Raw genomic sequence first — 24,056 nt, forward strand, 5'->3', positions numbered from 1 at the left:
CGACCTACGACTTCAGGCTGTCGTCGGCCATGATGACCGAGCGGCCCGCCGGATTGAGCGCAGCCCAGAGCACCACTGCGGCGACCAGCGGCGCCACCGACATGCCGATATAGCGGCCGATGATGGCGATCTGCGCCAGGATGGGGTGCAGGGCCGGTTGATCCAGCGCCTGACGCGCGGCGGCGCTGGGCGGCGCCAGGGCAGGGTTCAACTGCGCCGCCAGGTCGCCCCAGATCAGGGACGCCAGCGACAGGATGAACAGCAGCGTCAGGACCAGGGTCGTGATGATCGCCGCCTTGAGCGGCTTCTGCGTCCGCGGCGGCGCGGTCAGGAAGGCCAGCGCCAGGGGGAAGCCCAGCAGCAGCCGACGCAGCGAGGTATGGGGCACATCGTAGGCGATGGGGACGCCGCTGCTGGTCAGCCGCGTGCCGACGCTCCAGCTCCCGTCCGCCAGCACGGCGATCTCGCCCGACAGGCCGAAGAGGCGGAAGACCAGACCCGCCAGCGGGCGCAGGGCCGCCGCAAACAGGTCCGCGCCCCACAGCCACCAGATCGGCAGCACCAGAACGAAAAGACCCAGCGACCACAGGCCGAATCGACGCCGCGCGGCCTCTTCCGGGGTCTTGGCGCCGAGGGTTTCGAACCAGGCGGCCATCAGGCGGCTTCCTCAGCGACGGTCTTGGGCGCATTGCCCGGCTGGCGGCTCTGCCAGCGGGTCCAGAAGAAGAAGACCAGCAGGCCCTCCAGCCCGATCATCGCGTCCCAGACGTAGTGGTGGAAGAACTCGAACATCGATTCAGAGCCACGCGACAGATACAGAAGGCTGATGATCCGCAGCAGGTTGACCAGTTGCAGGGCGATCACGCCGACGGCGGCGCCGATCAGGCCGTCGCGCAGACGCCCAGGGAAGGCCAGGATGGCGGCGATCAACAGGGCGCAGACCTCGACGGCATTACAGCCCGCCAGCACCTGAACCGCGCCGTGCCCGTCGGAGAAGCGCAGGATGTCGCCTTGCGCCTGAACTCGACCGTCAAACGGCGCGAGCACTAAGGCGCAGATGTCGACCAGAAGTTGGGTGAAGGGCTGGACGAACAGCCGTTCTGCCCACGGCGTGGCCAGAACGCTGAACAGGGTGATCGCCAGCAGGGCGAACAGACCCAGATACTGGACAGCAGGCGATTTGAAGAAACGCGGCATGGACTGTCGCCTGAAGTGCAGTGAAAAAAAGCAGGGGCGGACCACGAGGGCCCGCCCCGACCGTTATCTGATCCGATCAGACCGTGCGGCGACGCTTGTGAATGGTCAAGGCGGCGAAACCGCCCAGAGCCGCCGTCAGCAGGATCATGGCCCATTCCGTCAGGGTCGGGACGGGGGCGGGCGGCGGTGCATTGGTGATGGTGTAGCTCGGCATCGGCGACGGCATATCAACGGCGGCGCCGCCGCTGTTGATCTCGAACATGGTCGGCGAATAGACGCCCTCGGTAGATGACGTCGTCACCAGCGACTTGTCGATCTTGATGCTGATGACGGCGCCGGCCGGGATGACGATGCCGTTCCTCAGTCGCAGTTGAACGCCCGAGTTCCAGGTCTGGCAGAAAACAAAGTCGCTCTGAGGCATGGTGACGCCGTTAAGCGTCGCCGTGATGTTGCTGTCGCACTGGTTGGTCGCGGCGGCCAGGACGAGCCCGTCAAACCGGGCGTAGAGCATGTGAGGCGCCGTGTTCACCAGGGTTTCGGTCGTAAACCGAATGTCGACGTCGGTCGGTTGCGACGGAGCGGCGTTCGACAGGGTGACGCTGACGTTGGTCAGGGTTCCCGCCATGGTGGCGGTGGCGGCCATCGACAGGGCGGCCGCAGTAACGGCGGCGGCGATCATTTTCTTCATGGGTTTTCGCAGGATGGGGTCTGAATCCACGTCGAGACCATCTCGCCGCCGATCTTCGAATCGCCGCTAGCTGATTCGCGTTCTTATAGCCAAGCTTGTTTGAGCGGGGGTGTCTCATTTTGCTACGGTAGGGCGCCAGGGCGAACGCAGCTGGCCGCTGATCTAAGCCGCCGGGCGCATGAACCGCTTGCGGTCCAGGCCAAGGCGGCCTAGCGGCTGCATCTGAGTAAAGGGAGCACCCACCATGACCGCCACCATGAAGGCCCTGGCCAAGACTAAACCTGGCGTGGGCCTGGAACTGATCGAGGCGCCGATCCCCGTCGCGGGCGACGAGGACGTGCTGATCCGCGTCCACCGCACCGCCGTCTGCGGCACCGACATCCACATCTGGAACTGGGATGAGTGGTCGCAAAAGAACGTGCCCGTCCCCATGATCACCGGCCATGAGTTTGCGGGCGAGATCGTCGCCATCGGCAAGGACGTAGATCGCCGCCTGAAGATCGGCCAGCGCGTGTCGGCCGAGGGTCACGTCATCGACCTGAACTCCGAAGCGGCCCGCGCCGGTCACTTCCACCTGGACCCCGACACGCGCGGCATCGGCGTGAACCGCCAGGGCGCCTTCGCCGAGTTCGTGGTGGCCCCGGCCTTCAACGTGATCGAGCTGCCCGACGACGTGCCCTATGAGATCGGCTCGATCCTGGACCCCTTCGGCAACGCCGTGCACACGGCGCAGCAGTTCGACCTGCTGGGCGAGGACGTGCTGGTCACCGGCGCCGGCCCCATCGGCATGATGGCCGCCGCCGTGGCGCGCCACGCGGGCGCCCGCACCGTGGTCCTGACGGATATCAATGACTTCCGCCTGGAACTTGCGCAAAAGGTTGCGCCTGGCGTGCGCACGGTGAACACCACCAAGGAAGACCTGCGCGACGTCATGCATGAGCTGGGCCTGAAGGTCGGCTTCGACGTGGCGCTGGAGATGTCGGGCTCGCCCATCGCCTTCAAGCAGTGCGTCGACACCCTGATCATGGGCGGCGGCATGGCCATGCTGGGCATCCCGTCAAAGCCGATGGAGACCGATTGGGGCGCGATCATCCTGAAGGCCCTGACCATCAAGGGCGTCTATGGGCGTGAGATGTTCACCACCTGGCGCAAGATGCTGGGCCTGCTGAAGGCCGGTCTGGACCTGACGCCGCTGATCACCCACCAGATGCCCTATCAGGACTTCGAGGCGGGCTTCGAGGCCATGCGCTCGGGCCAGTCGGGCAAGGTCGTCCTGAACTGGGCCGACTGATCCGGACCTGAAGCGAACCGAAGGCCCCCTGACCGCAAGGCAGGGGGCTTTTTCGTGTCAGGCGCTCTCCGAACCCGGGCGCGGTCGCCATTTTATTGGGGCGACAGCAGCCGGATCAGGCTGGGCTCGAAGCCTTTGGCCTCGGCGCCGGGCAGGGCCGCGGCCAGCCCCCCGTTTTCGAACAGGTCCAGCACGCGAGGATGGACGTAGGCGGCGCGGCAGACCGTGGGCGTATTGCCGAGCAGGCCGGACACCGCCTTGACGCAGAGGGTGATCTTGCGCCGGGCGTCGGTGGGGGAGGTCGGCGGCTCCATGTCGCGCAGGGCGCGGGCGGCGGATACGGTGCCGGCCCAGGTGCGGAAATCCTTGGCTGAGAACTGCTCGCCCATGGCGTCGCGGATATAGGCGTTCACATCGTCCGAGGTGACGGGATGCAGGTCGCCCTGGGCATCGCGATACTTGAACAGATGCTGGCCCGGCAGGCCCTCCAGCGTCCGCATGGCCCGCGCGAGCCTTTGATCGCGGACGCTGATCCGGTGGTCCTTGCCGCTCTTGCCGCGAAACTCGAAGGTCAGGGCGGCGCCGTCGACCTCCAGATGGCGTTTGTGCAGGGTGGTCAGGCCGAAGCTGCGGTTCTGACGGGCGTATTCGGCGTTGCCGACGCGGATCAGGGTGATCTCCAGCAGACGGACGGCGGTGGCCAGCACCTTGTCCCGGCACGGCCCGCGCCGCGTCAGGTCCTGCTCCACCTGCTCGCGCAGTTTCGGCAGCTTGCGGGCGAAGACGGACAAGCGATCGAACTTGGCGTTGGCCGCGTGGCGGGTCCAGTCGGTGTGATAGCGGTACTGCTTGCGTCCCTTCAGATCGCGGCCCGTCGCCTGGATATGGCCGTTGGCGCGCGGACAGATCCAGACCTCGCTCCAGGCGGGCGGAATGGCCAGGGCGCGGATGCGGTCCAGCGTCCGGGCGTCCCGGATCGGCTGTCCGTCGCGTCCGCGATAGGAAAACCCCTGGCCCGACCGACGGCGGCTGAGGCCCGGTTGGTCATCGTTGCACCAGCTGAGGCCGTCGGGGACTTCCAGAACAGACGAAAGGCGGGCGGCGCCGTCGGGCATGGCTTGGAATCCTGAAGATGCGACGACCAACGGGCCGCGCGCCCGGCGGGTTCCTCTTGACCGCGAGCGTCGGGCGGGGGACGGAGCGGCATGAACTATCGTCACAGCTTTCACGCCGGAAACTTCGCCGACCTGGTCAAACACGCCCTGGTGCTGTGGCTGCTGAAAGAGCGGCAGGGCCGGACCGAGGCCCTGGGGCCAGTCACGGTCATCGACACCCATGCGGGCGCGGGCCTCTACGACCTGTCGGGCGACGGCGCGCGGTCGAAAGAGGCCGAGGCGGGCGTGGCGCGCCTGATGACCGCCGAGGACCGGCCGCCGCTGATCGAGGCCCTGGCGGCCGAGGTGGCGGCTCTGAACCCGGACGGCGGCGCGCGCTTCTATCCCGGCTCGCCGTTGCTGATCGCGCGGGCCTTGAACGATGGCGACCGCTATCTGGGCTTCGAGTTCAACCCGCCGGTCCAGGCCATGCTGGCCGAGGCCCTGGCCGACTGGCCTGCCGCCGAGGGGCGTGAAGGCGACGGCTATGTCGAGGCGCTGAAGGCGGCGAAGGCGACCAAGGGGCCTCTGGTCCTGATCGATCCGCCGTTCGAGCGGCCCGACGACTATGTGCGCTCGGCCGAGACCGCCGCCGCCATCCTGCGCCACGACCGCACGGCGACGGTGGCGATCTGGACCCCGCTGAAGGACATGGAGACTTTCGACGGCTTCATCCGTCGTCTGGAAGAGGCCAGGGTCGGTCGGGCGCTGGTCGCCGAGGCGCGTCTGCGCCCGCTGAACAATCCGATGAAGATGAACGGCTGCACCATGACGGTAGTCAATCCGCCCGCGGGCGCCGAGGCGGCGGCGTCGGAAATCTGTGGCTGGGTCGCATCGACCCTGGGCGACGTGGGCGCCAAGGCCGAGATCTGGACCGCCGGCTAGGCTTTAAGGACTTCGCCGGGCTCGTACAGGTGCGGCTCGAAGGTGGCGATGGCCAGGATCGGCCCCATGGTCGCCACCACGCTGGGGTGGCGTGTCATGACCTTCCAGTCCGTGGCGCTGGCCCAGACGGCGTGATTGGCGACGACGCGTCCGTTCAGCCCGCGATGCAGTGTGGCCGAGACGAAGCCGGGCAGGGCGCGCTGCACCTGGGCCAGGGCCGTCAGATGCTCGATCAATTCGTCCTGACGGCGCGCGTCGCACTTGAAGATATTGATCAGGACGACCGGAGAATCGTCGTGCGCGTCGGCGGACATGAAGGGCGGCCTCGTTGCAATCGTCCGACTTCTACCCCAATCCAGAGGCAGACGCTTCCTTCTCCCCGCTGGAAAACGCCGAAATGACCCGTATCGCCATTCTAGAAACCGGCCACCCGCCCGAGCATCTGCGGGACGCCTTCGACGACTATCCCGCCCGCTTTCGCGCCCTGCTGGGCGAGAACGTGCCGACGGTGCGGTTCGACGTCCAGTCGGGGCATCTGCCGGAGGACCCGTCGATCTACACCGGGGCCATCGTCACCGGCTCGGCTGCGGGGGTCTATGACGACCTGCCGTGGATCTCGCCCTTGGTCGACTGGCTGCGGGCGGCGCGGGGCCAGACGCGGCTGCTGGGCATCTGCTTCGGCCATCAGGTGATCGCCCACGCCTTTGGCGGCAAGGTCGAGAAGTCGCACAAGGGCTGGGGCGTCGGCCTGCATCGCTATGACGTGGTCAGCCACGAGCCGTGGATGCATCCGCGCGCGCCCTCCATCGCCATTCCGGTGTCGCATCAGGATCAGGTGGTGGCGGTTGCGCCCGATACGCGGGTCATCGCCTCCAGCCCCTTCACCCCCTACGCCGGTCTGGCCTGGGGCGAGGACGCGGTCAGCTTTCAGTGCCATCCGGAGTTCCAGCCCGCCTACGCCGCCGCCCTGATTGAAGGACGGCGCGGCGACCGCATCCCACATGATCTGGCGGATGAGGCCTTGCTGAGCCTGGAAGGCGCCAATGATCGAGCGGTGCTGACGGCCTGGATCCGGGCCTATCTGCTGCTGACCCCGCCGCCGGTCGAGGCGGACGGCAGCGGCATCTGACAAGACCGCCTGGCTTGTTCGCTGAACGCTAACTTCTAGCGTGTCATTCTGGGGCGTCAGCCCGGAAGTGATATGTCGCCAATCAAAGCCGTGGTCCTTGCGGCCGCCATTCTCTTGTCGCCGGGCCTGGCCCAAGCGCAGGCGGCCGCGCCGCGTGACGACCTGCTGCGGGCTGTGGAGCAGCGCGCGTCGCGGACGAGCTTCGCCGAACTGGAGAGCTTTGGCGAGGCGGCCTACAAGCGCCACGACCGCGAAGGGTTGAACCGGCTCTATCACGTCGTCTGGATCGTCCAGAACCAGGGCGAGTTCGAGCGCGCCGCCTTCTGGAACGGACGGTTGGCCGAGAAGGCGCGCGCCCAAGGGGACCGTCGCTATATCGAGATTGCTCGGCTGAATGGTCTCACTGCGCGGTATGACCAAGGCGATCTGACCGTCGATGCGGAGATGACCCGCATGACCACGACGGGGTTCGACTGGTTCGTGCGCGCCCATGCGGCGCGGCTGACGGCGTTGACCCTGATCGATCAGGACCAGGTCGGCGAGGGGTTGAAGCTGCTCAATCAGGCCGAGACCGATATTCCTGATGAGGACCCCTTCGCTGACACAGCCCATGCGGGGCTGTGGGAGATGACGGGCATGGGGCTGATGAAGTTGAACGACGTCGTGGGCGCGACCATCGCCTTCCGTCGCTTCGAGATCGACTACGCCAACCCGGCCTATCCTCGCCCCGACTTCGACAGCCTTTACAACCTGACCAAGATGGCCGTGCAGGTTGGCGATCTGACACGGGCGCAGGAATATTACGCGGCTCACCGCCGATTGAGTCGGCGGACCGGGCTGGAGAACCTGCTGGTCTATGACGCCAGCCTGTGCGCCCAGGTGGCAGACGCCAAGGATGAACCGCTTGAGGTGCTGGCCTGCGTCGCTCCCTACGGCGAGGACATGGGCGCGGCCGCCTTTCTGATGTTGGACATTCTGCCGCTGCGAGCGGTGGCGCGGGCGCGAACTGGGGATCTGAGCGGGGCGCGCCGCGATCTGGAGCGCCTGCGCAAGCTGGATCTCAACGGAGGCGTGGATTCCCACGTAGCCCTGGTTGAGGCTGAACTGCTGTTCGCCGCCGACCGGCCGACCGAGGCCTATGCGGTGCTGCGGACCTATTCGCGCGAGCGCGATGTCCGCACCGCCCAACGTTTCAGCGCCGGCATTCGTCAGGTCACCGGCGACATTCAGGAACAGCTGGACCGGCGGCGCCAGCAACTGGACACGGCGCGCGCCAATACCGAGCTGCAGCGGACAGTCATCCGCTGGCAGAACTGGATCGTCGGCATCGGCGTGGTCTTCATGCTGTCGGCCCTGCTGACCCTGATCTGGCAATGGCGTCAGGGAGCGGAACTGCGCAGCGCCCGCCGCCGCGCCGAGGACGCCAATCGCGCCAAGAGCGAGTTCCTGGCCAATATGAGCCACGAAATCCGCACGCCCCTGAACGGGGTGGTGGCCATGGCCGACGCCCTGTCTCAAAGCGAGCTGAAGCCGGAAGAGCGCGACATGGTCAGGGCCATCCGGTCGTCCGGGGCGACGCTGGAGCGGCTCTTGTCCGACATTCTGGACACCGCCCGCATCGAATCCGGTCAGGTCACGATCGAGTCCGCTCCCTTTCATCTGGGGCGGGCGGTTCAGGACGTGGCGGCCCTGTGGCGCATCCCGGCTGAGGCCAAGGGGGTGGCGGTGATCGCCCATGTCGATCCGGCCCTGGATCGTCTGGTCGAGGGCGACGCCGTGCGGGTGCGTCAGGTCCTGACCAATCTGGTCAGCAACGCGCTGAAGTTCACCGCAGAGGGCGAGGTCTCGCTGACGGTAGAACCGGGGCTGGAAGGGGACATCCGCTTCACCGTTACTGACACGGGCGTCGGCTTCGACGAGGAGCAGAAGGCGCGTATCTTTGGTCGCTTCCAGCAGGCGGACGGGTCGATCACCCGGCGCTTTGGCGGCACGGGACTGGGCTTGGCGATCTCGCGCGAACTGGTCGAGCTGATGGGCGGGCGGCTGGAGTGCGACAGCAAGCCCGGACGGGGCTCTAGCTTCTGGTTCGAGATCCCCTTGCCCCTGGCCGAGGCGACGAGCGAGGTCGTCGATACAGCCCTGCCTCTGGAGGACGTGCAGAGCCAACCCTTGCGCGTGCTTCTGGCTGACGACCATCCCGCCAACCGCAAGGTCATCGAGGTCATGCTGTCGGCTACGGCGATGGAGCTGGTGGCCGTCGAGGACGGGGCTCAGGCCCTGGAGGCCTTTAACCGCGAGACCTTTGACCTGGTGCTGATGGATATGCAGATGCCGGTGATGGACGGCCTGACCGCCACCGCCGCCATCCGGAACTTCGAGGCCCAGCATGGTCGCGCGCGGACGCCGATACTGATGCTGACCGCAAACGCCATGACGGAGCATGTCGAGGCGGGGCGGGCGGCGGGGGCCGATGGCCACCTGACCAAGCCCCTGACTATGGCCGCCCTGTTCGAGGGGATCGGGCGGGCGCTGGCGACCGGGGAACGGGCCGAGGTCGCCTGACGCCTAGGCCCTGATCAGGGCCACTTCACCACGGGCGGCATGGAGCTGAGGATCGACTCGACGTTGCCGCCGGTCTTCAGCCCGAACATGGTGCCGCGGTCGTACAGCAGGTTGAACTCGACGTAGCGGCCGCGACGGATCAGTTGTTCCTCGCGTTCCTCGGGCGTCCAGGCCTCGGTCATGCGCCCCGCGACGATCTTCGTGTAGACGTCGAGGAAGGCCTTGCCGACGTCCTGGGTGAAGGCGAAGTCCTTCTCCCAGTCGCCGCTGTCGTGGTGGTCGTAGAAGATGCCGCCGGTGCCGCGCGGTTCGTTGCGGTGGGGCAGGAAGAAGTACTCGTCGCACCACTGCTTGTACTTGGCGTGCCAGGTCGGGTCATAGGCGTCGCACGAGGCCTTCATCGCCGCGTGGAAGGCGACAGTGTCAGGGTGGTCGTCGCGACGGTCCGCATCCAGCACGGGCGTCAGGTCGCCGCCGCCGCCGAACCAGGTCTTGGTGGTCGAGATCAGCCGGGTGTTCATGTGCACCGCCGGCACGCGCGGGCTGACCGGGTGGCAGATCAGGCTGATGCCGGTGGCGAAGAAGCGCGGGTCTTCCTCGGCGCCAGGCACGTTCCTGGCGTAGTCGGCGGGGAAGGTCCCGTGGACGGTCGAGCAGTGGACGCCGACCTTCTCGAACAGACGCCCGTGCATCATGCCCATGACGCCGCCGCCGCCTTCCTGGCGGTCCCAGGGCGTGCGCACGAAGCGACCTGCCTCGCCGGGAAAGAGGTCGGCGGGCGCGGCGTCTTCCAGGGCCTCGAAACCGGCGTGAATCTGATCGCGCAGCGTCTCGAACCAGACGCGGGCGCGCTCGCGATGCTCGACCATCAGGGTGGGGGTGTCTTGGATCATCAGGGCTTCAACCATGACGGACGGCCTTTGTGAACAGTGTGCGATGCGCGCTTCATGCGCGCACGGCTGAAAGGCGGCCTTGATCCAGATCAGACCCGGTTCCCATGCCGCCTCGCCTGTGCCAGCGTGGCCTTATCAGTATTGAGGGGACCTCCATGATCCGCACCGCCTTGCTCGCCGCCGCTTCGCTCGCCGTCCTGGCCGGACCCGCCCTGGCTCAGTCGCAAGCTGGGGGCGACGTCGCCGGGCAGGAGCGGGTGATGCAGATCCTGCGTCGCACGCCGCTGATCGACGGTCACAACGACCTGCCCTGGGCCTTGCGTCAGGGCTTTGGCAACGACCCCTATCGCGTTGATCTGGCGACCAATCTGGCGGCGACGACGCGGCTTCACACCGACATCCCGCGCCTGCGCGCGGGCGGCGTCGGGGCCCAGTTCTGGTCGGTCTATGTCCCCGCCAGCCTGGAGCCGGTCGAGGCCGCCAAGGCCACCTTCGAGCAGATCGACACGGTCAAGCGCATCGCCGCCGCCTATCCTTCGGTGTTCGAGATCGCCACCACCGCCGACGACATCGCCCGCATCCACAAGGCGGGCCGCATCGCCAGCCTGATCGGCATGGAGGGCGGCTATTCCATCGACGATTCCCTGGGTCTGCTGCGCGAGTTCTATGATTCGGGTTCGCGCTACATGACGCTGACCCACTCCAAGACCACGACCTGGGCCGACAGCGCCACGGACGCGCCCAAGTGGGGCGGCCTGTCGCCCTTCGGCGAGCAGGTGGTCAAGGAGATGAACCGCATCGGCATGATGGTGGATCTGAGCCACGTCTCGGAAGAGACGATGACCGACGCCATCCGCGTTTCGACGGCGCCGGTCATCTTCTCGCACTCCTCGGCGCGCGCCGTGACGGGGCATCCTCGCAACGTCCCCGACGCCGTGCTGCGCCAGATGCCGGCCAACGGCGGCATCGTCATGGTGACCTTCGTGCCGGGCTTCATCAGCGAGCCGGTGCGCCAGTGGGGCGCCCTGCGCTCCGCCGAGCTCTCGCGGCTCTCGGCCCTGAACCAGGGCGACCCCGACGCGGTGAAGAGAGGCCTGGACGCCTGGACCGCCGCCAACCCTTCGCCCAAGGCCATGCTGGACGACGTGGTGGCCCACATCCAGCACGTCCGCGACGTGGCGGGCATAGACCATGTGGGTCTGGGCGGCGATTTCGACGGCGTCGACAGCCTGCCCGAGGGCGTCGAGAGCGTGGAGGCCTATCCGCGCATCCTGGCCGAACTGATGCGGCGCGGCTGGAGCGAAGCCGACATCCGCAAGATCTCGGGCGAGAACCTTCTGCGCACAATGCGGGCCGTCGAACGCGCCGCGACGGCTGAACGGGGCCAGCGCCCGAACCTGGCGCAACTGCCTAACGACGGCGCGCCGGAGTAGGGATCAGGCGGGCTGCGGAGCCGACGGGGCTTTCAGGCGAATTAGGCGGGCGATTTCGAAGGCGAGATCCTCATCGGAATGGTCGGGCTTCACTTCGATGAAGTCGACCCCCGCGCGCCGCAGCGCTTCTCGCTTGACGGCGTCCCGAGCGGCGGCTGTGCCGAGATAGTGTCCGGAGCCCTGGAACTCTACGGCCGCCAGAGGATGTCCGTCGCGGGCAATGACCAGCATATCCACGCGCTTGCTGTTGACGGCGGCGAAGGCCTTGGCGTCGGTAGAGGTCAGGACCTCGCCCAAAGACACCTGAGCCATCACGCGCCAGCCCATGCGATGGCCACGCAAGAGGTGTTCAATCTGCAGGAAGGCGCGGGCCTCGCTCTTGGACATCAATCGCTTGGGGCGAAACTCGGCGTTCATGACGGTGGTGAGTTGCGCTGCGGGATCAGTTCGGTCGCTGGGAGCCGTTGGGGCGTCAGTGTTCACGAGCTTCATTCCCGCGCGCCATCGCCCCTTGCTGGGACGACGGCCCAAACGACTTTTAGCGCCGACCTTCAACCCTGCGAGGAACCCCAGAAGTGCGACCAAGGCCAGCAACAGCGGCAGGTTATCGGCTGATGTCAGTTCCTGCAGAAAAGCTTGCATAGGCATGGGTCCACTCGTGTGAACTGACCAGTCTGCCTTTCACCATTTGGCGTTCGGTGAATCGGCGTGGTTAAGGTTGGCCTCAGGAGCGCACCGGCAACCCGTCCAACTGCCTCAGCCCTTCCCACAGGGCGATCCCCGCGCTGACAGACAGGTTCAGCGAGCGTGTTTCCGGCCGGATGGGGATGAAGACGCGGGCGTCGGCGGCGGCGTGGACATAGTCGGGGGCGCCGGCGCTTTCCCTGCCGAAAAGCAGAATATCGTCAGGCTGGAATTCGAACCCGGTCAGGGGCGTGGCGCCCCTGGTCGTGAACAGGACCAGCCGCCCCGGCGCGCGGTCGCGCTGGAAGGCCTCCCAGTCAGCGTGGCGGGTCATATGACTGAGCGGACCGTAGTCCAGCGCCGCGCGCTTCATGGCGCGGTCGTCGAAACGGAAGCCGACAGGCTCGATCACGTGTAATTCCACGTCGAAACAGGCGCTCTGACGGATGCAGGCGCCCACATTCTGCGGGATGTCAGGTTGAAAAAGGGCGAGACGCATTCTAAGGCCCTCATACGCGCGGGGCGGGGTCTTGTCGTGGTCTTTGTTGCGATTGTTTCGCAAGTTGCATCCGCAGCTTGTCGTGACGGTCACAATTCAAGGCCACAGGCATCTTTACCGCTTCGCTAGACGATCCATGCCGACGACCATCCCCTTTCCGGGGCGGGCATTCGGAACTGCAGAGGTGATAGCGTGGCCGAATCGGTCGTGAATGCTGAAGGGCCTGATGGCCAACACGGGGGCGGCGACGCCACCCGTCGCGACTTCATCCACATCGCTGCCGGCGCCGCCGCAGTCGGTGCGGGCGTGATGGTGGCCTGGCCGCTGATCAACCAGATGAACCCCGCCGCCGACACCCTGGCCCTGGCGTCGATCGAATTCGATCTGACCAAGGTTCAGGAAGGTCAGCAGGTCGTCATCAAGTGGCAGGGCAAGCCGGTCTTCGTGCGTTACCGCACCCCGGCCGAGATCCAGAAGGTGTCTGCCGAGGGCGCCGTCGGCTCGCCGCCGCAGACTGATGTCGAGCGCACCAAGGCCGGTCACGAGAAGTATCTCGTCGTCATCGGCTCGTGCACCCACCTGGGCTGCGTCCCCACCTTCGGGACGGGCGACTTCGGCGGCTGGTTCTGCCCCTGCCACGGTTCGCACTACGACGCTTCGGGCCGTATTCGTAAGGGACCGGCGCCGCTGAACCTGGTGGTGCCGAACTACGAATACATGTCTGACACCCGCGTCAAAATCGGCTGAGGACGGACAGAGGACCCATGAGCGATCACGAATCCACCTACGTCCCAAAAACCGCGATTGAGCGGTGGATGGACACCCGCCTGCCGATCATCCGTTTCGGCATGGACTACGCCAACCTGCCGACCCCCCGTAACCTGAACTACTGGTGGACTTTCGGCGGCATCCTGGCCCTGTGCCTGATGACGCAGATCATCACCGGCATCGTTCTGGCCATGCACTACACGCCGAACACGGCCCTGGCCTTCGCCTCGGTCGAGCGCATCATGCGCGACGTCAACGGCGGCTGGCTGATCCGTTACGTGCACGCCAACGGCGCGTCGATGTTCTTCATCGCCGTCTATCTGCACATGCTGCGCGGTCTCTACTACGGCTCCTACAAGGCGCCGCGCGAGATGATCTGGATCGTCGGCTGCCTGATCTTCTTCCTGATGATCGCCACCGCCTTCCTGGGCTACGTCCTGCCCTGGGGCCAGATGTCCTTCTGGGGCGCTGAGGTCATCACCAACCTGATCGGCGCCATTCCGGTCGTCGGCGAGCCGATCCTGATCTGGCTGCGCGGCGGTCCGGCGATCGACAACGCCACGCTGAACCGCTTCTTCTCGCTGCACTACCTGCTGCCGTTCGTCATCGCCGGCTGCGTGGTGCTGCACCTCTGGGCCCTGCACGCCGCCGGTCAGAACAACCCGGTCGGCATCCTGATCCCGAAGGACCGCCAGAAGAAGGACATGCTGCCCTTCCACCCGTACTTCACGGTCAAGGACGGCTTTGCGATCATCCTGTTCCTGATCCTGTTCGCGGTCTTCGTCTTCTATCAGCCGAACGCCCTGGGCCACGCCGACAACTATATTCCGGCCAACCCGCTGCAGACCCCGGCCCACATCGTGCCCGAATGGTACATGCTGCCCTTCTACGCGATCCTGCGCGCCATCCCCGACAAGTTCGGCGGCGTGGTGGCCATGTTCGGCGCCATCGGCGTGCTGTTCGTCCTGCCCTGGCTGGACACGTCCAAGGTGCGCTCCATGCGCTACCGCCCGACGATGCGCACCTGCTTCATCATCTTCCTGTTCGTCTGCTTCGGCCTCGGCTGGTGCGGTGGTCAGCTGCCGGATGCTCCGGTCGTTCCGGGCATGCCCAGCTTCAACCTGTTTGACGGTCAGCTGAACTCCTACCTGTGGCTGACGCGTCTGCTGACGGCCTACTACTTCATCTTCTTCCTGGTGCTGATGCCGTTCCTCGGCCTGCGCGAGAAGCCGTTGCCGGTCCCGGCCACGATTTCCGAGCCGGTCCTGCCCGTCACCGAGCAGAAGGGCTGAGCGCGATGATTTCGAACGAGAAGAAAACCGTGTCCTTCCGCAAGATCCTGGTTTCCCTGACGGCCGCTGTCGGTCTGGTCGCCATCGCCGCTCCGGCGATGGCCGCCGGGGGCGCCAAGCATCCGCGCGAGGGCAACTTCAGCTTCGAGGGGCCGTTCGGCACCTATGATCAGGGCCAGCTTCAGCGCGGCTACAAGGTCTACAAGGAGGTCTGCGCCTCCTGCCACGGCATGGACCTGATGCATTTCCGCAACCTGGGCGACAAGCACGGGCCGTTCTGGAACCCCAAATACCCGAACCCGAACGACAACCCGGTCGTGAAGGCTCTGGCCAAGGAAGCCCAGGTCCCGGACATCGACAGCGAAACGGGCGAGGCGCTGATGCGCGACGCCACCACCGCTGACAAGTTCCCGAACCCCTATCCGAACGCCACGGCTGCGGCTGCGGCCAACGGCGGCGCCATGCCGCCGGACCTGTCGGTCATGGCCAAGGCCCGTCACGACGGCGCCAACTACATCTACTCGCTGCTGTCGGGCTATGTGACCCCGCCGGCCGGCCTGAAAATGACCTCGGCGCAGCACTACAACCCCTATATGGCGGGCGATCTGACCCCGTTCTGGGAAGGTAAGGGACACGTTCCCCCGGGCGGCTTCATCGCCATGCCCGCGCCGCTGCGCGCCGGTCAGGTCACCTATGACGACGGCACCGAGGCCACCGTCGATCAGATGGCCAAGGACGTCGCCGCCTTCATCGCCTGGACCTCCGAGCCCAAGGCGACCGAGCGCAAGCAGATGGGCTTCGGCGTGATCATCTTCCTGCTGCTCTTCGCAGGGATCACCTACGCCAGCTATCGCCGCATCTGGAAGGGCGTCGCCCACTAAGGGTGATGCAGCTTCGAGACGAGATGACCCGCCGGAGCGATCCGGCGGGTTTTTTCATGTCCGCAGGCGGAACAGGTCGCATCGACTCGCCGGATTTCGACCGATAGGGTCCGGGCCTCTGATTTGGTCGAGGGTCTGTTTCCATGCGTCTGATGTCGTCCGCCGCCGTCCTGCTGTTCGCCGCCGCCCTGGCCTCTAATGCGGGCGCTCAGACCCCCGACTTCGATGCGGCCCGCATCTCCAACGACATCAAAATCCTGTCGGACGACAGCTTCGAGGGCCGCGGCATCGCCACCCCGGCGGAGCAGAAGGTCATCGACTATCTGAGCCAGCAGTACGCGGCGGCGGGCTTTGCGCCCGGCGGCGAGAACGGCGGCTGGACCCAGGCGGTCGGCCTGAACCGCTTCACCGTCTCCAACGTCAGCGGCCAGATCAAGGTCGGCGACTGGACCCAGCCGCTCGTGCAGGGGCAGCAGGCCACCATCACCACCCGTCTGCCCGGCGAGGGCGTCGACCTGCGCGGCAAGCCCCTGGTCTTCGTCGGCTACGGCACGAACGCGCCCGAACGCGGCTGGAACGACTTCAAGACCGACGTGCGCGGCAAGGTCATCGTCGTCCTGGTCAACGACGCCGACTTCGAGGAGCCTTCGCTGAACACCTTCGGCGGCGTGGCCATGACCTATTACGGCCGCTGGACCTACAAGTACGAAGAGGCGGCGCGTCAGGGCGCGGCGGGGGTGCTGATCGTCCACGAGACCAAGCCCGCCTCCTATGGCTGGACCACGGTCGCCAACTCCTGGTCGGGGCCGCAGTTCGACATCGTGCGTCAGAACCCCTCAGCCGAGCGCGTGCCGATGGAGGCCTGGATTCAGCGCGACGTGGCCGTGGACCTGTTCCGCCACGCCGGTCTCGATTTCGAGCAGGAGAAGATCAAGGCCCGCAGCCGCGACTTCCAGCCGGTCGAGCTGAAGGGCGCGACCATCGACGCCAGCTTCGATGTGAAGACGGACCAGATCACCACCCACAACGTCGTGGCCAAGCTGGAGGGCGCGACCCACCCGAACGAGACCATCCTCTACACCGGCCATTGGGACCACATCGGCATGGGCGAGCCGGACGCCAGCGGCGACCGCATCTTCAACGGCGCCGTGGACAACGCCTCGGGCACGGCGGGCCTGCTGGAGCTGGCGCGTCACTGGTCGGCGGGCAAGCGCCCCGAGCGCACCATCGTCATGATCAGCTTCACCGCCGAAGAAAGCGGCCTGTTGGGCTCGGAGTTCTACGCCGCCAATCCGCTCTATCCGCTGGAAACCACGGTGGCGGGCTTCAACCTGGACGCCATGGGCGTGCTGGGCCGCATGAGCAAGCTGGGCGTGACCGGCTATGGGCATTCGGAACTGGACGAGCGGGTCATTCCCTTGGCGGCGGCGCAGGGGCGTGGATTTGAAGGCAATGCGGGCGTGGGCGCGGGCATCTATTTCCGCTCGGACCACTTCCCATTGGCCAAGCGCGGGGTGCCTATGGCCTACCTGTCCTCGACCGGCGACTACATCGACGAACCGATCGCCCCGCGTCTGGCTGCTGCGGCTGAGTATGGCGCCAAACGCTATCACCAGGCCGCCGACGAATGGGAACCGACCTGGGACTATCGCGGCATGATCCAGGATCTGGAGGTGGTCTATGCGGCCGGTCAGGCCCTGGCCAACAGCCGCGACTGGCCGCAGTGGAAGGCAGGTTCGGAGTTCGGCCCGGCCCGCGCGACTAGCGCTGACCAGCGCAAGTAGGCCAGGTTTGGCCCGCCTTCGCGGAACATGACAAAAATGTAAGGGGCGGCCTCGCAAGAGGCCGCCTTATTACTTTGCGCGAACGCCCCGTGGGGAGGGCGAGGGAGTTTTCATGTATCGTCGGTTCATCAGCGGCGTCGCCGCAACCGCTCTTCTGCTCGTCGCTGGCTCGGCTGCGGCTCAGGACTTTTCGGCCCAGCGCCTGTCGGACGAAATCCGCACCATCAGCGCCGACGACTTCCAGGGCCGCTATCCCGGCACGGACGGCGAGAAGAAGACCCTGGACTGGCTGCAGGCCCAGTACGAGGCCATGGGCATGGCGCCCGGCGGCCCGAACGGTCAGTGGCTGCAGGTCATTGACCTGAAGCGCTACACCCCCGTCGCTGACGCCGCCAAGGCCAGCTGGACCGGCGCGGACGGTCAGGTCCACACCCTGACGCCGGGAACCGACATCACCCTGCGGGCGGTCAGCAATGACGGTCAGGCGTCGATCGCCAATGCGGGCCTGGTCTTCGCCGGCTATGGCATCCATGCGCCGGAGCGCGGCTGGGACGACTACGGCAGCCTCGACGTGGCGGGCAAGATTGTCCTGGTTGTCGGCGGAGAGCCGGATGGCGACCTGTTCAACGGGCCCTACGCCACCAACTATCAGTCCGGCGCCTATAAGGCGGACGAGGCCAAACGCCGGGGGGCGCTCGGCGTCATCACGGTCTCCAAGGTCGGCGCGAGCGACACCGGCTGGACCCGCATGGCGCAGGGCAACAGCCGCACGCGCACCTTGACGCCGGGAGCCGCCGACCTCGAATTCTCGGGCGCGATCAACGCCGATACGGCCAAGGCTCTGGGGATCGACATCGCCGAACTGGCCCCGCGCGCGGCCAACGGGGACTTCCGCGCCTTCGCCTTGCCGGGCGTGACCCTGTCGGTTGAGGCGGCGGAAACCACCGACACCCTGCGCACGCACAACCTGTTGGCCAAGATTCCGGGGACCAAGCGCCCGAACGAGACCATCATCTACTCGGCCCACTGGGACCACGTCGGCGTCAACGAGCACGCTGGCGGCGACGACAAGATCTTCAACGGCGCCTGGGACAACGCCTCGGGCACCATCGGCGTGCTGGAGATGGCGCGTCAGCTGAAGGCGGCGCCCGCGCCGGACCGCACCATCGTCTTCGCCCACATGGCGGCCGAGGAAATGGGCCTGCTGGGCGGCTACGCCTATGTCGCTGATCCGGTCTATCCGCTGGAGACGACGGTGGCCGACATCAACATCGACATGCTGCCGCTGTCGGGGCCGACGAAGGACGTGCCGATCTTCGGCAAGGGTCAGAACAGCCTTGAGGACGACCTTCAGGCCCTGGCCGCCAAGGAGGGCCGCTATGTCTCCGACGACGGCCAGCCGGAGCAGGGCTTCTATTACCGCTCCGACCACTTCCCCTTCGCCCGCGCGGGCGTGCCGGCCTTGATGCCCTGGCACGGCGTGGATTGGGTCGACGGCGGCAAGGAGGCCGGTCTGGCCGCCTGGAAGGCCAAGTTCGGCGCCGACTATCACAAGCCCAGCGATGAATGGTCCGCCGACTGGGACCTGCGCTCGGCGGTCGAGAACCTGACCCTGCTGTATCGCCTGGGGCTGCAACTGGCCAACAGCGACGCATGGCCGACGTGGAAGCCGACGTCCGAGTTCGGTCAGGTTCGCGCGACGAGCGACGCGGCGCGTCGTTAGACCCTCTGAACCGCGCCAAGGCTGGGGCGTTTGTCGGGGATGCGCCTATTCCTCACAAACGCCGCCGCTGTCTGCATTTTTCTGCTGGCTGCATGTGACCGCGATGGTGGCGTCAATCCGCCGACGGAACCGGCGCAGCCGATCCAGGGTCCTGCGCCTCCCGCTCAAAAGGCGTCCGGGGTCGGGGTTACGGGGACAGGACCTGCCAGCTTCGTCGGGCGATGGGCGGCCGAGGCGGACTGGTGCTTCAATCCGCGTGGCGACCGCGTGCCGATCGAGATCACCACCACCGAGCTGCGCGGCTACGAGAACCGGTGCGAAATCAAGCGCATCACCGAGCTCAGCGACGGCTATGAGGCTGCGCTGAAATGCGACGCCGAGGGCGAGGCGCGCTACGAGCGGGTGCGGATGACGGCCACGGCCCAGACCCTGGCCATCACCTGGCTGGACCGCAGCGACCGCCCCGTGCGGCTGGTGCGGTGCATGACCCCCACGGGCTGAGGCTCAGACCGCCGCCAGGGCCTGTTCCAGATCGGCGATCAGGTCGTCGATGTGTTCGATGCCGACCGACAGGCGCACGGTGTCCTCGGTCACGCCGGCCTTCTTCAGCTCGTCCGGCGACAGCTGGCGGTGGGTCGTCGAGGCGGGGTGGCAGACCAGCGACTTGGCGTCGCCGATGTTGACCAGCCGGGTGAACAGCTTGACCGCGTCCTGGAAGCGCCCGCCGGCCTCGCGGCCTCCGTCCACGCCAAACGTGAGCAGACCCGAGGCCTTGCCGTTGAAATACTTCTGAATCAGCGGGTTAGACGGGTGATCTTTCAGGCTGGCGTAGTTGACCCACTTCACCTTGGGGTGGGTCTTGAGATAGTTCGCCACGGCGACGGCGTTCTCGACGTGCCGGTCCATGCGCAGGGCCAGGGTCTCAAGCCCTTGCAGGATCAGGAAGCTGTTGAACGGCGAGATGGCGGCGCCGGTGTTGCGCAGCAGCACCGTCCGTACCCGCCCGATATAGGCCGCCGGACCCAGGGCCTCGGTATAGACCACGCCGTGATAGGACACCTCGGGCTCGTTCAGACGGCGAAAGCGCGTCTTGTGCTCGGCCCAGGGGAAGTTGCCGCTGTCGATGATGGCCCCGCCGATGCTGGTGCCGTGGCCGCCGATATACTTGGTCAGCGACTGCACCACGATGTCGGCGCCGTGCTCGATCGGGCGCGTCAGATAGGGGGTCGGCACGGTGTTGTCGACGATCAGCGGCAAGCCTTGCGCGTGCGCCGCATCGGCCAAGGCGGCGAAGTCCACCACATTGCCCAGCGGGTTGCCGATGGACTCGCAGAAGACCGCCTTGGTTCGTTCATCCGTGTTGGCGGCGACGGCGTCAAAATCGTCGGCGTCGATGAAGCGCACCGTGATGCCGTACTGGGGCAGGGTATGGGCGAACAGGTTGTAGGTGCCGCCGTACAGGGTGCTCGTGGCGATGATGTTGTCGCCCGCCTCTGCAATCGTCAGGATGGCGTAGGTGATGGCCGCCTGGCCCGAGGCCACGGCCAGGGCCGCAATCCCGCCCTCCAGGGCCGCCAGACGCTGCTCCAGCACGTCCGACGTCGGGTTCATGATCCGGGTGTAGATATTGCCCGCCACCTTCAGGTCGAACAGGTCCGCCCCGTGCTGGGTGTCGTCGAAGGCATAGCTGGTGGTCTGATAGATGGGCACCGCGACGGACTTGGTCGTCGGGTCGGGCGAATAGCCGGCGTGGACGGCGAGCGTGTCGAACTTCATGGCGTGTCCCCGGGGAGCCTGACGCGGAAACCGCGCCTTCATTCCCCGAGGCTAGCAAAACCCAGACGGCAATGGGATTTCAGTTTTTCTGCAACGGCGGTCAGATTTTCTAACTGGGCGCCGTCGCCGGCTTGGGGGTTGGACGAGGTGTGCGGCTATCCGCTCAGCGAGGGCCGCGCCTCATGATCATGGCCACGATCTGGAGGAGTTCCTCACGTGTCGGCGGGGCGACCAGCAGGGCGCGACCAGCGGGTAGGGCTGAGACCAGCTTGGCGCGAGCCTTGCCGTCGAGATCGACGCGATCGACCTCGATGACGATGCCTCGAGCATCGCTGTAGTGGCCGCGTCCATCACTATCCAGGCGCACTCTGATCGGCGCGACCAGGTCGAGCCCGTCTTCGGGCTGGGTCTGGGCGGGCTGCACCAGAAGATTGCCCGCCGGGGCTGAGCGAGCGATCGCTGGGCCCGTCAGCAGATGGAAATGGACCTCGCCGTCAATCAGTCTGCCGTCGGCGCCGACCTTGGCTGAGCCGGGGCCGTCGTAGCGGATCACAACTTTTTCGGCGAAATCAGCCTGGCCGCCGGACGTATAGGTCACGACATCGGCCAATCGCTCGTCACGACCCAGGTCGGTGAACTGAAAGCGGCTCTGGCCGAGGCTTTGGCCTGGAGAGGCATTCCTCTTTACGACATCGAACTTGCCGTCATTGTCGGCGTCCCGATAGCAGTAGATGTCGGACGGACGGGTCCAGCCGGGATAGCGGTCGCCGTTGCGCCAGCACCACCAGTCTCCGTCGCCATCAATACCGGCCCACAGGACGGCGCCGGCCGGGCCATACTTTCGAGCGTTGCGGGCTGGAGTGACAATGGTGGCGAACGCCGCTGGCCGAACGACCTGTTCACTGAGAACGTCGCCGTGGTCGAGGGTGCGGAAGTCCGTGTCGGGGGCTGCGGCGGCTTCGACGACCAGCACGGCCTGGGGCTCAGGCTTGCTCATCTGTTCTTCCAGCCGCTTGCGCAGGTCCTCGGGCAGCGACTCCCAGGTCAGGGGGGCGGTGGCCGGTTCAGGCAGTTCAGCCGCCTCGGTCGATGGATCGGGTTCCGCAGTCGGGGCGGGCGCCGGAGCGGGAGCCGCTTGCAGGGCGAGCGCGGAGGCGAGAGACGCAAAGGAGATCAACGACATGAGTCTCAGCCCGGAATGAAGATCGGAACCATGGTGGTTCTGGTGGTGACGCCCATGGTGACGCGCTCAACCTGCGTCGGGGTCGGCGTGAGGACGCGGTAGCGCACGACATTGGCCTCATCGACGCCGAGAATTTCGATCTCGGCGCCCTTCAGGTTGATCCGGGACGGCTCGCCGTCCTTTAGGCGCGCGCTCTTGCTCCAGCCGCCGATCCTCGCGGGAATGCTGTTCACGCCTTGTCGGAAGCCGCCCCTGAGCGTGACGAATGTGGACGGGGGAAGCGCCGCGTCGCGAGTGCGCGGGCGTTGAACCTGGGCTGTGACGACATAGTCCACGGCCGGGCCGTCCTCGGTGGCGATGAGGGTGTAAGGCGCAGGTTGGGGCAGCGGCTGCCGGCGGCCCAGCTGGAAGACGAACAGGGGCACGCCGAGGAAGGGCGAGCCTGACAGCATCGCGGTTTCGAACCGGCCGTCCTTGTCGGCGTCCTCGTAGCAGACGAACTCGTCGCCAGCCCACCAGGACGCCGTGGTTTCAGCGACGGCGCAATAGGCCCATCCGCTCGTGGTATAGACGCCGAACATCGGCGATCCGGCGGTGAAGACCTTGGTTTTCGCAAAGCCCGCCAGCGACGGCGTGTCGGCTTCCAATCTTGCGGCGCGGATTGAGGTCGCGCGCTGCACGATCAGCGGCTGTCCCGGAGGGGCGGTCGCTTCGGTCCCGATCTCAGGGCCGGCCGAGACCGCGCGATGAATGACGAAAGGCGTGGATTCCTGCGTCTGGCCCTGGGCCAGGGCGGGGCCTGCCGCCAGACACAAGGCAGCGGCGGCGGCGCCGACGGCACGAAGTGAAAACATGGAAACCCCTCAGTCGGCGTGAACCAGACTGCCTACCACTGTCGCCCGACGCGTGTTCGGTCAAGCCGTGGTGGTGTCGGGCGTCGCCGGGGTTGGACGACGCCCGCCTGGCTTAGTTGTTGAACAGGAAGTGCATCACGTCGCCGTCCTTGACGACATAGGCCTTGCCTTCAGCCCGCATCTTGCCGGCTTCCTTGGCGCCCGCTTCGCCCTTGAGCGCGACGAAGTCGTTGTAGGCGATGGTTTCGGCGCGGATGTAGCCCTTTTCGAAGTCGGTGTGGATCACGCCGGCGGCTTGCGGGCCGGTGGCGCCGACGGGGATGGTCCAGGCGCGGGCTTCCTTGGGGCCGACCGTAAAGTAGGTCTGCAGGCCCAGGAGCTTGTAGGCTTCGCGGATCAGGCGGTTCAGGCCGGGCTCTTCCAGACCCAGGGTCTCGAGGAACTCGCGTTGCTCCTCGTCGTCCAGGACGGCGATTTCGGACTCGATCTGGGCCGAGATGACCACCGAGTTGGCGTTGTCCTCGGCGGCGCGCTTGGCCACCAGGTCGGACAGCTCATTGCCCTTGTCGGCCGAGGCTTCGTCGACGTTGGCGACGTAGAGGGCGGGCAGGGAGGTCAGAAGCTGCAGCATATGCCACGCCTTCTCGTCTTCCTTGTCGATTTGGGCCACGCGTGCCGGCTTGCCGGCGCGGAGCGGCGTCAGGGCCAGGTTGATCAGGCGCAGGGTCTGCTGGGCGTCCTTGTCGCCGCCCTTGGCCTTCTTCTCGACGTTGACGACGCGCTTCTCGAGGCTTTCGAGGTCGGCCAGCATCAGTTCGGTCTCGATGATCTCGAGGTCCGAAATGGGGTCGATGCGGTTTTCGACGTGGGTGATGTCGTCATCGACGAAGCAGCGCGCGACAAAGGCCACGGCGTCGCAGTCGCGGATATTGGCCAGGAACTGGTTGCCCAGGCCCTCGCCCTTGGACGCGCCGCGCACCAGGCCGGCGATGTCCACGAAGGTGATCCGCGAGGGGATGATCTCCTTGGACCCGGCGATGCCGGCCAGCACGTCGAGGCGCGGCTCGGGCACGGCCACGTCGCCGGTGTTCGGCTCGATGGTGCAGAACGGATAGTTGGCTGCTTGCGCCGCCGCCGTCTTGGTCAGGGCGTTGAACAGGGTGGACTTGCCGACGTTGGGCAGGCCGACGATCGCGACTTTAAGAGCCATGGGATTCCTCGTGAGCGCGAGCCTTTAGCGGGTTCGGGGCTGTTTGTCAGGTGCGGGGGCAAATCCAGCTTTCCTCCCCATCCTATGGGGAGGGGGCGCGGCGGCGTAGCCGACGTGACGGAGGGGGCGACTCGACGGCTGACGTCTGCGTCGCCCCCTCCACCGCTGCG

The 24,056-nt window shown here is 66.5% G+C and carries 23 protein-coding genes; 11 read left to right on the top strand and 12 right to left on the bottom strand.

The annotated features are described in order from the left end of the window. Positions 1-4: 4 nt before the first annotated feature. The 3 genes from HNP51_RS14380 to HNP51_RS14390 form a co-directional block, all read right to left on the bottom strand. Complete coding sequence (locus HNP51_RS14380) at positions 5-655, bottom strand: exosortase H-associated membrane protein (protein ID WP_184271946.1); 651 nt, start codon at positions 653-655, stop codon at positions 5-7. Beyond that, positions 655-1,197, bottom strand: a complete 543-nt coding sequence (xrtH, locus tag HNP51_RS14385; protein WP_184271943.1) for an exosortase H — start codon at positions 1,195-1,197, stop codon at positions 655-657. Before xrtH ends, HNP51_RS14380 begins: the two co-directional genes overlap by 1 nt. Before the next feature lie 76 nt (positions 1,198-1,273). Further along, positions 1,274-1,885: an IPTL-CTERM sorting domain-containing protein gene (locus tag HNP51_RS14390; protein ID WP_184271939.1), complete on the bottom strand. Its 612-nt coding sequence runs from the start codon at positions 1,883-1,885 to the stop codon at positions 1,274-1,276. Between the two features lie 256 nt (positions 1,886-2,141). On the opposite strand from HNP51_RS14390, the gene tdh reads away from it, so the two are divergent. After that, entirely contained in the window at positions 2,142-3,176 is a 1,035-nt protein-coding gene (gene tdh, locus HNP51_RS14395; protein ID WP_409360129.1) for an L-threonine 3-dehydrogenase, read from the top strand. A 92-nt stretch (positions 3,177-3,268) separates the two neighbouring features. Here the strand turns inward: tdh and HNP51_RS14400 are convergent, their stop codons facing one another. Continuing rightward, positions 3,269-4,291: a DNA topoisomerase IB gene (locus HNP51_RS14400; RefSeq protein ID WP_184271933.1), complete on the bottom strand. Its 1,023-nt coding sequence runs from the start codon at positions 4,289-4,291 to the stop codon at positions 3,269-3,271. A 90-nt stretch (positions 4,292-4,381) separates the two neighbouring features. Here HNP51_RS14400 and rlmJ point away from each other — a divergent pair, with 90 nt between their 5' ends. Further along, positions 4,382-5,215: a 23S rRNA (adenine(2030)-N(6))-methyltransferase RlmJ gene (gene rlmJ / locus HNP51_RS14405; RefSeq protein ID WP_184271930.1), complete on the top strand. Its 834-nt coding sequence runs from the start codon at positions 4,382-4,384 to the stop codon at positions 5,213-5,215. Here rlmJ and HNP51_RS14410 read toward each other — a convergent pair. Beyond that, positions 5,212-5,529 carry an antibiotic biosynthesis monooxygenase gene (locus HNP51_RS14410; RefSeq protein WP_184271926.1) on the bottom strand — a complete coding sequence of 106 codons (318 nt, stop codon included), beginning with the start codon at positions 5,527-5,529 and terminating at the stop codon, positions 5,212-5,214. The genes rlmJ and HNP51_RS14410 overlap by 4 nt on opposite strands. A gap of 83 nt (positions 5,530-5,612) precedes the next feature. On the opposite strand from HNP51_RS14410, the gene HNP51_RS14415 reads away from it, so the two are divergent. Further along, positions 5,613-6,344 carry a type 1 glutamine amidotransferase gene (locus HNP51_RS14415; RefSeq protein ID WP_184271924.1) on the top strand — a complete coding sequence of 244 codons (732 nt, stop codon included), beginning with the start codon at positions 5,613-5,615 and terminating at the stop codon, positions 6,342-6,344. Between the two features lie 72 nt (positions 6,345-6,416). Beyond that, positions 6,417-8,906 carry an ATP-binding protein gene (locus HNP51_RS14420; RefSeq protein ID WP_184271921.1) on the top strand — a complete coding sequence of 830 codons (2,490 nt, stop codon included), beginning with the start codon at positions 6,417-6,419 and terminating at the stop codon, positions 8,904-8,906. 14 nt (positions 8,907-8,920) lie between these two features. Here HNP51_RS14420 and hemF read toward each other — a convergent pair whose 3' ends face one another. Then, positions 8,921-9,775 carry an oxygen-dependent coproporphyrinogen oxidase gene (gene hemF / locus HNP51_RS14425; protein WP_184272365.1) on the bottom strand — a complete coding sequence of 285 codons (855 nt, stop codon included), beginning with the start codon at positions 9,773-9,775 and terminating at the stop codon, positions 8,921-8,923. A 179-nt stretch (positions 9,776-9,954) separates the two neighbouring features. Between hemF and HNP51_RS14430 the strand changes: the two genes are divergently transcribed. Further along, positions 9,955-11,232 (top strand): dipeptidase, encoded by a 1,278-nt coding sequence (locus HNP51_RS14430; protein ID WP_184271918.1) that lies wholly within the window; start codon positions 9,955-9,957, stop codon positions 11,230-11,232. A 3-nt stretch (positions 11,233-11,235) separates the two neighbouring features. Here HNP51_RS14430 and HNP51_RS14435 read toward each other — a convergent pair whose 3' ends face one another. Together HNP51_RS14435 and HNP51_RS14440 are read right to left on the bottom strand one after the other, a co-directional pair. Next, positions 11,236-11,715, bottom strand: a complete 480-nt coding sequence (locus HNP51_RS14435) for a DUF2726 domain-containing protein (RefSeq protein WP_184751199.1) — start codon at positions 11,713-11,715, stop codon at positions 11,236-11,238. A gap of 241 nt (positions 11,716-11,956) precedes the next feature. Then, positions 11,957-12,415 carry a tRNA (cytidine(34)-2'-O)-methyltransferase gene (locus HNP51_RS14440; protein ID WP_184271912.1) on the bottom strand — a complete coding sequence of 153 codons (459 nt, stop codon included), beginning with the start codon at positions 12,413-12,415 and terminating at the stop codon, positions 11,957-11,959. A 192-nt stretch (positions 12,416-12,607) separates the two neighbouring features. Between HNP51_RS14440 and petA the strand changes: the two genes are divergently transcribed. The 6 genes from petA (at position 12,608) to HNP51_RS14470 (ending at position 19,364) form a co-directional block, all read left to right on the top strand. Then, the gene (gene petA, locus HNP51_RS14445; RefSeq protein WP_178824549.1) at positions 12,608-13,162 is read left to right on the top strand and encodes a ubiquinol-cytochrome c reductase iron-sulfur subunit; all 555 of its coding nucleotides are present in this window, start codon (positions 12,608-12,610) and stop codon (positions 13,160-13,162) included. A 17-nt stretch (positions 13,163-13,179) separates the two neighbouring features. Next, positions 13,180-14,475 (top strand): cytochrome b N-terminal domain-containing protein, encoded by a 1,296-nt coding sequence (locus tag HNP51_RS14450; protein ID WP_184271909.1) that lies wholly within the window; start codon positions 13,180-13,182, stop codon positions 14,473-14,475. A 5-nt stretch (positions 14,476-14,480) separates the two neighbouring features. Continuing rightward, a complete protein-coding gene (locus tag HNP51_RS14455) occupies positions 14,481-15,356 on the top strand; it encodes a cytochrome c1 (protein WP_184271906.1) in 876 nt (291 codons plus the stop codon). 143 nt (positions 15,357-15,499) lie between these two features. Beyond that, positions 15,500-17,140 carry a M28 family metallopeptidase gene (locus HNP51_RS14460; RefSeq protein WP_221415931.1) on the top strand — a complete coding sequence of 547 codons (1,641 nt, stop codon included), beginning with the start codon at positions 15,500-15,502 and terminating at the stop codon, positions 17,138-17,140. 112 nt (positions 17,141-17,252) lie between these two features. Beyond that, positions 17,253-18,863, top strand: coding sequence for a M28 family peptidase (locus HNP51_RS14465; protein ID WP_184271903.1), 1,611 nt, complete (start codon positions 17,253-17,255; stop codon positions 18,861-18,863). Between the two features lie 39 nt (positions 18,864-18,902). Then, a complete protein-coding gene (locus tag HNP51_RS14470) occupies positions 18,903-19,364 on the top strand; it encodes a hypothetical protein (protein WP_184271900.1) in 462 nt (153 codons plus the stop codon). Positions 19,365-19,367: 3 nt separating this feature from the next. Here the strand turns inward: HNP51_RS14470 and HNP51_RS14475 are convergent, their stop codons facing one another. The 4 genes from HNP51_RS14475 to ychF all read right to left on the bottom strand — a co-directional run bounded on the left by HNP51_RS14475 (position 19,368) and on the right by ychF (position 23,886). Continuing rightward, the gene (locus tag HNP51_RS14475) at positions 19,368-20,639 is read right to left on the bottom strand and encodes an O-acetylhomoserine aminocarboxypropyltransferase/cysteine synthase family protein (protein WP_184271896.1); all 1,272 of its coding nucleotides are present in this window, start codon (positions 20,637-20,639) and stop codon (positions 19,368-19,370) included. A 163-nt stretch (positions 20,640-20,802) separates the two neighbouring features. Beyond that, positions 20,803-21,822 (bottom strand): hypothetical protein, encoded by a 1,020-nt coding sequence (locus tag HNP51_RS14480; protein WP_184271893.1) that lies wholly within the window; start codon positions 21,820-21,822, stop codon positions 20,803-20,805. Between the two features lie 5 nt (positions 21,823-21,827). Then, on the bottom strand, positions 21,828-22,676 hold the full coding sequence (locus tag HNP51_RS14485; RefSeq protein ID WP_184271890.1) for a hypothetical protein: 849 nt from the start codon (positions 22,674-22,676) through the stop codon (positions 21,828-21,830). Between the two features lie 112 nt (positions 22,677-22,788). Continuing rightward, the gene (gene ychF / locus HNP51_RS14490) at positions 22,789-23,886 is read right to left on the bottom strand and encodes a redox-regulated ATPase YchF (protein WP_184271887.1); all 1,098 of its coding nucleotides are present in this window, start codon (positions 23,884-23,886) and stop codon (positions 22,789-22,791) included. Between the last annotated feature and the right edge of the window lie 170 nt (positions 23,887-24,056).

The sequence above is a fragment of the Brevundimonas bullata genome (genome assembly GCF_014207965.1).
GTDB lineage: Bacteria > Pseudomonadota > Alphaproteobacteria > Caulobacterales > Caulobacteraceae > Brevundimonas > Brevundimonas bullata_A.